Origin of the sequence: Alteromonas sp. KUL150 (assembly GCF_009811475.1) — a bacterium.
In the GTDB taxonomy this organism is placed as follows: domain Bacteria; phylum Pseudomonadota; class Gammaproteobacteria; order Enterobacterales; family Alteromonadaceae; genus Alteromonas; species Alteromonas gracilis.
This window is the reverse complement of the sequence record NZ_BLIJ01000026.1, coordinates 19,621-30,595: the sequence shown is the minus strand read 5'-3', so window position 1 is coordinate 30,595 and position 10,975 is coordinate 19,621. Positions and strand designations below refer to the sequence as shown.

Here is a 10,975-nt window from a genome sequence, read left to right as displayed (position 1 = left end):
GTTACCTATTGTACTGGCAAAGTTAACCTTGTTTGGCAAAGTCGATAAGTGTCTGTCCATCCATGCGGTAGCCTAGCCACTCACTTTTGGGTTTCGCGCCAAGCGACTCATAGAAATCAATTGCAGGCTTGTTCCAATCTAAAACGCTCCACTCAAATCGACCGCAATCGTTTTCCACTGCCGTTTTGGCTAAATGCTGAAGTAGTGCTTTGCCAGCGCCGAGGCCGCGAGAGGCAGGCGATACGTACAAGTCTTCAAGATAGAGTCCATTTCGCCCTTGCCATGTAGAGTAGTTAAAGAAATAAACGGCGAAGCCAATAGGGGCATCATTGTTTTCACAAATTACACAGTGAGCAGTGGCTCCTTCTCCAAATAACGTCTTTAACAGCGCCGCTTCGGAGGCTTCAACTTCGTGCTCGGCTTTTTCATAAATGGCGAGTTCCAGAATAAACTGGCGAATTTGCGATATGTCGCTGGGCATTGCGGGTCTTATAGAAATTGAATCGCTCATTGTTTTTTTCCTTTCAATGCATGAAAAAATGAGCCTTTAGAGGCTCATTTTTACGTAACAGTACTCGTTTATATCATCAGCCAAAAAGGCTAGTCAATTGAACTACTTGGCTGAGGAGGGGCGGAGACAGTATTGTCGCTGCCATCAGACTTCTTCTTACGCACAATTTTGCTTTTAATAAACGTATATGGAATATGTAAATCTAGCAGAATCAGGTATAAGCAAGGCACCAAAATTAGCGTAACCAATGTGGCATACAGAACAGCAAAACCCAATGCCGCAGCCATAGGAACAACAAACGCGGCCTGCAAGCTGGTCTCAAACATGATTGGCAATACCCCAACGAACGTGGTGATAGAGGTAAGGGTAATCGCTCTAAAACGGGCGGTACCAGCCTCTGTAACCGCTTCTCTTACGCTGTAGCCTTGCGCACGACGCTGATTCACAAAGTCCGTCATTACTAGCGAGTCATTGATTACAACCCCTGCTGCGGCAATCAGGCCGAAGTTAGACATCATAGACAGGTCTAAGCCGAGTACAAAGTGACCGAAAACTGCACCAGTAAAGCTAAAGGGTATCACTGACATGATAATAAGCGGCTGGCCATAACTTTTTAACGGCACCGCTAATAATATATATACCATGATCATGGCAGCTAAGAAAAACAGTATCTGCTCATTTTGCTGCGCTTGCTGCTCTTCAATATCGCCGCCAAGCTCTGTCATTACCGATGGAAATAACTCCTTAAGCTGAGGAAGAAGTTTGTCCTTAATTTCTTCAACTATTTCATTAGGCTCAACTTTCTCTTCATCGATGTTGCCCCAAATATAAACGCTGCGGTATCCGCCCTCGCGACGAATATAACTAATCCCAGGTTTTTCCTCTAATGCTACTACGTCGCCTAGCATAACCTCTTGTCCGCCTGGCGTGGTGATCAATGAGTACTTCAAGTCAGCGAAGCGCTCACGGGTTAATTCTGGATAGCGAACCATGACTCTCACTTCTTCGCCATTTCGAATAACGCGCTGTGCTTCACCGCCATAAAACCCAGCACCTACTTGTGATGCAATATTAGAAAGGGTGAGGCCTAAATCATAAGCAACAGGAAGTAGCGTCATCTGTACTTCTTTACTTGGGGGGTCGATAGTAGAACTTACGTCAAACAACCCGTCTTGCTGTTGCAGCATTTCGATGAACTTCAGACCCGCCGCATTTAATGTGTCGATATCTGGACCAAACAGCAAATAACCAAACTCTCCGTCATCGCCGTCACCGTTTACATCGTCAACGACGGTAAACGACTTCATGCCGCTAATTTCAGGAATAGCTTCGCGCCAGCGACGGGCAAGCTCGAAAGTATCGATGGGACGATCTTCTTCGTTTACCAGAGGGGCTAAAATTCGACCTTCGGTTCTATCTTCATTAAAGGCGAGTCTATCTCTGATCATACCTTGACCAAACTCATCAATAATTTGCTCTTCAACATCTAAAATAGTTTGCTCTACGATTTTCAGTGCATTGATGGTGGCTAAATCAGACACGTTCTCATTCATTTCTATTTTTACGCTAGGAAAATCATGAGGTACTTTGGGGTTTGGAACCATGCGAACGTAATTAGCAGCAATGAGCCCCATGCTTAGCATTAACATTGCGATAAACATCATCAATACTGCCCAGCGCCATTCAATGGCTTTGACAACGGTGCGCTTATAAGGGCCATTTACAAATGCAAAGAAACCTCGATTAAAGCGGGCTCGCCAACTATCTTGTTTAACGGGCGAAAACTTCGTGTGGGCAAGGTGGGCGGGTAAAATGAGCTTTGATTCTATTAAACTAAACGCCAAGCAAAGAATAACAACTACGGCAATGTTATAGAAAAATGCGCCTTCTGGACCACTGCTTAACGTAAACGGAGCAAATACAGCGATTGTCGTTAAAACACCGAAGGTTGCGGGTGTTGCCACGCGTTTCGCGCCTCTGACAACATTGTCGATGCCACCACCTTTACTCTCAATTTCAGTATAGGCACTTTCCCCAATAACAATGGCGTCATCAACCACAATACCCAGTACCATGATGAAGGCAAACAGCGACAAAATATTAATACTTACGCCGAATATAGGCATTAACATCATTGCGCCAAGAAAGCACACTGGCAGACCGACCATCACCCACACAGCCAATCTAAAGCGAAGGAATAGGGTAAGCATAAGCGCTACAAGAATAGAGCCTTGAACGAGGTTTGATAACATCATGTCCAAACGTGCGTTAAGGTAGTAGGTCATATCCACTAAAACTTCTAAACTGACGCCCTGAGGGAGGGTTTCGTTCTTCTGTTCAATATAGGTTTTAACCGTTTCTGCAACGGGAATGGTGTTTTGGGTTTTTGTTGCTTTAACGGCGATGTAAATGGCGTTCATGCCGTTGTATTTAAAGTAGCGTTCACCCTCAACGAAGCCGTCGTTAATATAAGCAACATCACCTAGCGTGACCTTAGCGCCGCCTGCGCCAATCTTAATGGGAATTTGTTTAAATTCATCGCCGCTGTAATACTGGTTCTCAACTCGCACCGATACAATACCAGCATTGGTTCTAAGCTGACCTGCAGAAATATTGGCTGAATAGCTATTAATAGCCTGAGTAATATCGCCAATAGTTAACCCATATTTTCTGAGCGTATCGGGTTTAATTTCAATGGCAATTTCATCATCGGGCGTATTGGCTTCAACTAAGGAAATCGAACCTAGCTGTAATAGCTCATCTTCAACTTCTTTAGCCAGCACCTTCAGTTCAGACAGCGGTAAATCACCTACAATAGGCATTTCGATAACTTGCTGTTGAAACTCAACTTGCGACACGTTCACAGGTTCCATTCCGGCTGGGAAGGTGGCAATGCTGTCCACGCGCAGTTTTACCTTGTCGAGTACATCGGTAAGTTCAGCTTTAGTATCAATTTCTAACGTGACCGCACCGCCACCGCGAAATGCTCTTGATACGATGCGTTTAATTTCGGTAATATCCTTAACTGCTTCCTCAACCTTGATGAAAATACTTTCTTCAATTTCTTGAGGAGAGGCGCCAGGATAGTTTGCCTCAACGGTGATATAGTTAATTTCGATGTTGGGAAACATCTGGCGCTGGATAGTAAAGTAGCTAGCTATCCCCATCACAATGATGAAGAACATAAGTAAGTTGGCGGCGACGGAGTTTCTCGCGAACCAGGCTATAATACCGCTTTGCGTGTTGTTATGATTTTCCATGACAGCTCCTTAGTTTGCGTTAGCCGTCACAAGTTCATTAGTCGTTTTGATCACCCTAACCGGCATTCCGTTTTGTGGATATTCGGGTAAACTCATCACTACTTTTTTCGCGTTAAAATCACCTTGAATCAGAAAGTCGCCGTTCTCTTCCCGAACAACCTTTACTTTGTGTGATTTAAGTCTGTCTTCATCATCAAGCGTCCAAATCAAGCGATTGGTGATAAGTTCTTGGGGTATGCGATATACATCACTAAGCGTTTTGCCTTCAAAAGCAATAGTGCTATATGAGCCAAATTTTATGATGGGTTTTGACGTGTTTATTGCGTATGGATCTTCAATGCGTGCAACGAAATAACTCATACGGGTTGTGTTGTCTACCACGCCCGTATCTCGGTGGATAGTGCCCTTAACAGTAGCGCCCTCGATATCGTCTACTTCAATAGCAATTTCGCTGCCTATAGTATTATCAGCTAAGAATACGCGATCGAAGCCAGCTATTGGGAAAGTGACCTCGGCATACTCGATATTGTTTATAACCGCGACGGGAGTGCCTTGGGTCACGTAGTCGCCGGTACTGATATTTCTACTGACCACTAACGCATCGTACGGGGCTTTGACCTTACAATTTTCAAGGTCGCGTCTTGCTATTTTAAGTTGTGCTTCTGCAGATTTAAGCGCTGCCTTTGCGCTCATAACTTGAGGTTTGCGAAGGTAAAGGTCAGTAACCCGCGCATTGGGCATCGTTTTCGCTTCCTTTGCTGCTACATCGGCTTGCGCTTGCTCTTGAATTAGCTGAGCCTGCGCACTGGCTAAGTTAGCTTCGGCCATCAAGAGGGCTGCTTCATAGGCATCTGCTTCTATTTCAAAAAGTGTTTCACCGCGTCTCACCAATCCGCCGCTAACGAATTTGGGGTTCCATCGCTGAACTTCACCCGAAACTTGCGCTGCAAGATTAGTCGTCTCAAGAGGCATTATCTCTCCATAGGAGGTGAGCTGAATCCGCACATCCTCTGGCGATAAAGCTTCAATTGTTACAGTGGGGCGAGTATCTACTTCTTCCGTTATCGCAGAGTCAGACGCTGAGGCCTCAATTCCTTTCATACCCATATAGCCAACCAGTAAAACACCAATAGGCAATGCAACCTTCATCCATTTCATAGCTAAATCTACTTTTAGAGCGAATACTTCATATAGTGTATCGCTAAAGTGTTTCAGGAATACAGCGCAAATGTAACTAAACGTGAGTCAATTTAGTGTAAAGATGAAAAGATCGTGCGTTAAAACGAAGTGCGTTGCTCCGAATGGGTAGGGGAGTTGAGGGTAGAAATGGCACAAACTTGGTCTCTGCCGTTATCTTTAGCGTGGTATAACGCTTTGTCAGCACATCGTATAGCGCTAGAAATATCGATATCCGGCGTCACTTCACTTACGCCAAAGCTGCTCGTTACGCGAAATTCATGACCGTTAATATAAAGCGGTGCTTGATTCAATGTTTCTCTTATTTGCTCAAGCGCCTCCACAGCACCTGCCTCATCAGTATCATTAAAGATAAACATAAACTCTTCACCGCCCCACCGCGCCAATATATCTTGCCTGCGTAGGCGAGTAGTAAATACTTTAGATATCTGCACCAGTACTTCGTCACCTTGTTCGTGACCTAACGTGTCGTTAATGCTTTTAAAGCGGTCGATATCGGCGATGGCAATTGAGAACTTGCTCTTATTACGCACAATTCTGGCAAATTCTCGCTCAAGGCACTGCTGTGCACCGCGCCTGTTCAATAACTGAGTAAGATGGTCGTGTTTTGCCTGGCGTTCAAATTGTTCGCTTAAATACAGTGCAGTATCGTAACTTTTTTGGCGGCTATACTCGTAAAACGCAGATAAAAAGGAGACTGTCATAAACGAATAGAGCAGCCTTGTTTTAAATGCGTAGGTATATTGTGTGACCAGTATAGCTTCATCGAATCCGAACATGACGATTGCGCTCACTACGGTGAACGCGATAAGTGAAAATAATCCGCGAATAAACCCAGCAAAAAACATGGTGACAGGTGGAACTAAATATATCCACAAAGGCCCTGTGTTATCTTTACCGCCCGTTATGAGTAGCAATAACGTGAGCACCATCAGGCAGAGGATTAATAAGGTTATGGAGGCCGTGCGCGCGAGAGGCCTTGCAATACGTACCTGCAACCGCTGAGATATGGCGAAGACAACGCTGGCGGTGAAAAGAGTTGTTGAAAGGGAATACTCTGCCGCAAAGAACGCTCGACACCCTAGAATAAAGGTAATAGACATCCCCACAGCTGCGAACAAGTTGACAACCATGATCCGTCTATTGGTTTCGTCTTTGTAGTGACGACTTACACCGCTAAATACATATTGCTTTAAAGCACTAAGCATAATTGTAAAATTCTAAAGGTTCCGTTCAACGTGTTGAGCCAACTGAGCAACCGTGTTTCTCATGGCTTTAATACTTGATGAAAATCCGTCGCTGTCTAATGACGCCTTAAATTTAAAGGGGTGAATAGAAGTGCCGTCCGTTGTGCTACTGATCGTATATTGTCCTGACAACACAACCTCGCCCTCATAGGTACTAATAAAATCGCCGATATGCAAAGATACGTGCGTTGACTCTTCCTTGGAATACTGGTCCCCGCGATTCAGTGAAATGTGTTTATCGGCCAGTGCGCTTGAAAGCACTTTTGTCAACCCTTCTTCGACAGGCTCAGCCCACAAATGACTAGTTGAAATGTGAAGATTAGTGTCACTTGTTTGATACACCAACCCCCTGTGCTTCAAATAGTCAGGGAGGGTTATTTTATCTAAAACAATGATTTGTTTGGCAGCGCTTTGCTTTAAAGCCATGCTATCGGTTGAATGAAGTAAGTAATAATTAAGTGAAGCCGGCGCCGACGTACATCCCTGTATTAACAGAAATGAAACTACTAATATACTGACTTGCGACGCTTTATTTCTTAAAAATGCCAAGCCCGATATAAACTGCATTATCATTTGTTTTGAATCCTTCATCCTTGATGGGCGGATGTAATCGTAATAATTTACACTGTTCTTACAAACGTTCACATTAGACTATAGCGCAATCAAATATAGGCATGTTGTGAATGTTAGTAGTTTTGTGTGTTTTTTAAACACTTTTCATGCCAGATAATTTTTAAAAATTTCCAAACTTTATAAAACGAGCATCACTAATTTTTAGCTTTAGGCTGAACGTCTGCTTCGCTTTCCTGTGAAAAAATCAAGCTACTAGGCGATTGATTGAGTTTTAATAAAAGTGGCTGCATATTTCTCATTGTTTCTTGAAGTGCATCCACTGTCTCTTTAATCTCTGATTGATTGAAGCCACCTTCACTGTAGTTTTTGAGCAGTCCATCGAGGCTAACAAGAACTTGGTTGAGGTTACTGTTGAGTGCTTTGGCATCAATGTCAGCGATGAGAACATCGAAATCATCACTTGCTGTCTCTACAGACTCGGCAGCAAGGCGCATGTCTTCAACCGCAAGCTGCACATTTTCCACCATCTCTTTAAGTGGAAGCTGGTTTATTTTGTCGAGTATTGCGTCGGCTTTTTGCGTTAGCTGTGTGAATTCATTGCTCACAGTGGGGATAACTTCATAGCCGTTAATAACGTCAATTTTGCCACTGCTACCTGCATCTGGTACGTGCTGCAAATCCACATATAGGCCGCCGGTGAGGATATTGCCCATACGCAATGAGGCCCGAAGATCTCTATTGAGCCAATTTCTGATGGTTTGCTTGATGGCGCTGAGTCCTTCTTCCGTATCGGGCTGTCGTGCTTTTCCAGGGTAAATATTGATAAGAACAGGTATTGGGTAGTCCCGTTCAAGGATGTTTCCTTCAACTGCAGGGAAAGAATTTATTGCTGTGACGTTGCCAATTTCAATGCCACGGTATTCAACGGGGGCGCCAACCGTTAGGCCCCGAACGCTTTCGTCGATAAGCAACAAGTACTCTGCCGCCACTTTGTAGCGTGCGTCAGAGGCCGAGGCACTGTCTCCATAAATCGTAAAGAACGCGTTATCAAGTACTTGCTCGCCTTTTGGTACGCCTTCTGGAATGCCGAAAGTGATGCCGTTGGCCAGAAGTGTTTCTAAACTGCCGGTTTCAACGCTAACACCGTTTGATTCAAGTAATAGTTTAACGCCGCTGACGTCCCAAAAACGGGTCGTGTTGGTAATTAGCTTATGATATGGCGCTTCAATAAAGGCATCGTAATACACCACTCGCTCTTCGATATTGAAAGTGGCGTCTTCAAATTCACCTACTTTGAAACCCTTATAGATAATAGGGTCGCCGGGCTTATAAGCGAACTCATCGTCGCTTTTTAGCATAACATGGAGACCGGGCGTCCCTGGTGGGGTAACAGGGGGGCGCTCAAGCGCTTTGAAGTTTAGTTGCTCTTTGCCCTTGTCGTTTGCCGACATGGCTATGTAACTACCTGATAACAGGGTGTTGAGCCCTGATACCTCTGAAAAACTAATACGGGGGGCAACAACCCAAAACTTTGCATGTTCGTTGAGAAGATGAGCTGCACTCGCATCAATTCTGGCCGTAACGAGCACACCATCTAAATCGGGCTTCAAGGTTATTTTTTTGACCTGACCAACGTCTAAATCTCTTACTTTAATTGGAGTCTTATTAATCTCAATACCGGCAGCAGAGTGGAGCTCAATCGTAATAAGTGGGCCCTGATTCTTCCACTGGTAATACACCATCCAGCCGCCAATAATGATCACCAAAATAGGAATAATCCAAATGCGAGAGACTGATGAAGTTGGTTTCACCTTTGCTTCGTTTATATTCGGATCGTTTGCGGTCATGATAATTGCTTCCACTGCTGCCAAATTAGCCTAGAATCGAACGTCATCGCGGCTATCATTGTTACAAATACTACGGCACAAAAGGCGAGAGCCGCTTGGCCTGGATAAATTGACATGGTGTTGCCCATTTGAATGAGGGATACCAGTACTGCCACAACAAAAACGTCTATCATCGACCAGCGACCTATAGCTTCGGTTATGCGGTAATAACGTATACGTAATTGTTTCGATGTGGTTTTCTCGCGCTGCACGGAAAAGTTAAGCCAGGCAAGAATAATAATCTTTGCCACAGGCACAATGACACTAGCAACGAGAATAATAATGGCTACGGGATACGAACCCGATTCCCAAAGCGAGATGACCCCACCGATAATTGTATTAGGTGTTTCCTCTCCAAAAAATTCAGTATACATAATTGGAAGTAGGTTGGCAGGGATATATAAAATGCAGGCGGTGAGCAATAGGGCCCACGTGCGCTGAATACTCGCTTTCGCCTGCGCTTCGCACAAGGGTTTGGGTTGTGGTGGCACACCTTGTGACAACCACATTGCATAGCGGGTGGCATCAAACTGAGATATACAGAGTGCAGTAAAAGCAGAAAAACCGATGAAGGCATAGAATGAAAGCCCAATGGACACATCGGCAAGCTCAGTAATTTTGATAAGACTAACTAATGTACCGACTAGAAATATTTCAGCCATGCTCCAAGGTAATAGCGCTTTTACTAGCTGTAGCAACCTAGGTAAATAAAACGGCCGGCGATTTTGAATTTGAGCCAAAGATAGTAGAAGCATTCCAACTAACACCATACCCGGTAACAAAAGGGTGGCTAAGCTAGTGATAATAGCAAGCGATAGGTAATCGTTTTCAACAAGTACGGTAATGCCGGTCGGTAAGTCAATACTGTGCTTTTGCCCGCTAGCTTTAAACGTTAGAAAATTAAACGGCAGTGATAACAGTAAAAAAATGAGAGCGCTGGTGGTATAGGCTAGCAACTTTTCGCTTGCGCCATTTCGATAAGATAATAGCGTATGATTGCATACCGGGCACACCGCCCGTTGCCTATGTGCCAGCAAAGGTATGTGCACTTGAGTATGGCATTGCTCACAAACTATAGATAATGTATTAGATTCAGCCATAAGGTTTTTGCAAACTGCTTCAGCATGCTAACAAGCAGTCTAGAGATATAACCCGTTGATTTTTGGAATCAACAGAATAACGCATTGCGAGCATGTCGGGAAGTAAAGCCAGTCGTGTTTAGAAGTATAACAATAACAATTGACGATTAAATGATGAAAATGAAAAGCGAAATTCGTAGTGTGTTTGAAAAAGTAAACAAACAAGGAAACCGTTTGTTTCTGAAACGGCGTATAGGCTTTTTACGCTTTTGGCTAAGCATCACTTTTGCCCAGCGTTGTTACTTTTTAGCAACCAGCATGCTTCTGTTACAGCTGTTTTTTAGTATCGAAAGTAGGCTGTTCGAAGTGGTTATGTTTGGTTTTGCGCTTGCAGGTATTGTTAGCGAGACGTGGCCAAGGTTCATGGTGCTTTGGAACAGCCTACCTGGAAAAGCAGTGATCCTGTTTATTTATGCCATTATCGCTAATTTTGCGCTCGCTTCTGCTAGCGGACTGGTCAATAGTATAACCGGTGTTTCTGCAAGCGCGCTACCCTACAGCCATAATTTTGCGCTTATACTCATGGTGCCAAGCTGGTTTTTTGTTACGACATTAATGGCATTAGTTGGCGGAATGCTCGTCATTTTTGTTTATTTGTTTTTCTTATTACTGCTAAAACCTTTTGGTGTACAAAGGCTATGGCACAAATCCGGCTATCGTTTTGTTTTATCTACCGCCGTAGCGCGCTTTGTTTGGACGCTAGGCGTGGCACTGCAACTTGGCGTTGTAGCAGGGCATGTGGGATTACTCTCTGAATTCAATAGTGAAAGCGCCAACCCTCTCATTACCGTTGAGGATACGACTAAACAGCAGCTTGAAAGTAATGAAACACAGTTAATAGAAAAACAGACAGAAGAAGTCTCTGAATTAGAAAAAGACTTAACGACACTGTTAAATGATGCAAAAGAAAAAAGCATTAACTACCAAAAAACACAGCGCCAAGCGCTAGCCAGCTTTATCTATGAATTTGAGGCAGATTCTCGTTCTCGTTGTGCTCATCCGGAAGGGACTCGGGTGATTGAGCTCAACGACTATGAGATTTTGCAAATAGCGAAACTTTCCGAGACTGAAGACGGCTACGTCTATTCGGTAGAGCCATGCCGTTCAGCCGCCATTGGGGTAAGTGTTACTCCGTGACATAGAGCATTTCATCGCGAAGCTG

8 protein-coding genes are annotated in these 10,975 nt (G+C 44.2%); 1 reads left to right on the top strand and 7 read right to left on the bottom strand.

Annotated elements, in window-relative coordinates:
* Positions 1-22: 22 nt before the first annotated feature.
* From GVO62_RS04860 to GVO62_RS04830, 7 genes are all read right to left on the bottom strand, one after another.
* Positions 23-511, bottom strand: a complete 489-nt coding sequence (locus tag GVO62_RS04860; protein ID WP_120960119.1) for a GNAT family N-acetyltransferase — start codon at positions 509-511, stop codon at positions 23-25.
* Between the two features lie 89 nt (positions 512-600).
* Positions 601-3,771, bottom strand: coding sequence for an efflux RND transporter permease subunit (locus tag GVO62_RS04855; protein WP_159117977.1), 3,171 nt, complete (start codon positions 3,769-3,771; stop codon positions 601-603).
* A gap of 9 nt (positions 3,772-3,780) precedes the next feature.
* Positions 3,781-4,929, bottom strand: coding sequence for an efflux RND transporter periplasmic adaptor subunit (locus GVO62_RS04850; RefSeq protein WP_159117976.1), 1,149 nt, complete (start codon positions 4,927-4,929; stop codon positions 3,781-3,783).
* Between the two features lie 119 nt (positions 4,930-5,048).
* Positions 5,049-6,176, bottom strand: coding sequence for a GGDEF domain-containing protein (locus GVO62_RS04845; protein WP_159117975.1), 1,128 nt, complete (start codon positions 6,174-6,176; stop codon positions 5,049-5,051).
* 12 nt (positions 6,177-6,188) lie between these two features.
* The gene (locus GVO62_RS04840) at positions 6,189-6,788 is read right to left on the bottom strand and encodes a PqiC family protein (RefSeq protein ID WP_159117974.1); all 600 of its coding nucleotides are present in this window, start codon (positions 6,786-6,788) and stop codon (positions 6,189-6,191) included.
* Positions 6,789-6,982: 194 nt separating this feature from the next.
* On the bottom strand, positions 6,983-8,635 hold the full coding sequence (pqiB, locus tag GVO62_RS04835; RefSeq protein ID WP_159117973.1) for an intermembrane transport protein PqiB: 1,653 nt from the start codon (positions 8,633-8,635) through the stop codon (positions 6,983-6,985).
* Entirely contained in the window at positions 8,632-9,774 is a 1,143-nt protein-coding gene (locus GVO62_RS04830) for a paraquat-inducible protein A (protein ID WP_159117972.1), read from the bottom strand. The genes pqiB and GVO62_RS04830 overlap by 4 nt, the downstream gene beginning before the upstream one ends.
* 150 nt (positions 9,775-9,924) lie before the next feature.
* Here GVO62_RS04830 and GVO62_RS04825 point away from each other — a divergent pair, with 150 nt between their 5' ends.
* Positions 9,925-10,950, top strand: a complete 1,026-nt coding sequence (locus GVO62_RS04825) for a phage scaffolding protein (protein WP_236547070.1) — start codon at positions 9,925-9,927, stop codon at positions 10,948-10,950.
* Positions 10,951-10,975: the final 25 nt, after the last annotated feature.